The sequence below is a fragment of the Halomonas marinisediminis genome, assembly GCF_004347715.1.
GTDB classification, from domain to species: domain Bacteria; phylum Pseudomonadota; class Gammaproteobacteria; order Pseudomonadales; family Halomonadaceae; genus Halomonas; species Halomonas icarae.
In genome coordinates, this window is the sequence record NZ_SLTR01000433.1 from 1 (window position 1) to 275 (window position 275).

At 62.9% G+C, this 275-nt stretch carries 1 protein-coding gene; it reads left to right on the top strand.

What is annotated here, in order from left to right; genetic code table 11:
* A partial coding sequence (locus E0702_RS17300; RefSeq protein ID WP_306766937.1) for a DNA gyrase subunit A occupies positions 1-275 on the top strand: 275 nt, incomplete at both ends.

Sequence of the window (275 nt, forward strand, 5' to 3'; positions counted from 1 at the left end):
GGCGGCGGCGCTTCTTGCGGATATCGAGAAGGAGACCGTTGATTTTCAAGACAATTATGATGGCAAGGATCGCGAACCCACGGTCCTTCCGGCGCGGTTTCCGAACATGCTGGTCAATGGCGCGGGCGGCATCGCCGTGGGCATGGCGACCAACATTCCGCCCCATAACCTGGGCGAGGTGATCGACGCCACGCTCGCGCTGATCGAGACCCCGGATCTCGAGGTCGAGGACCTGATGCAATACATCCCCGCCCCGGAGTTTCCCACGCGCGCGC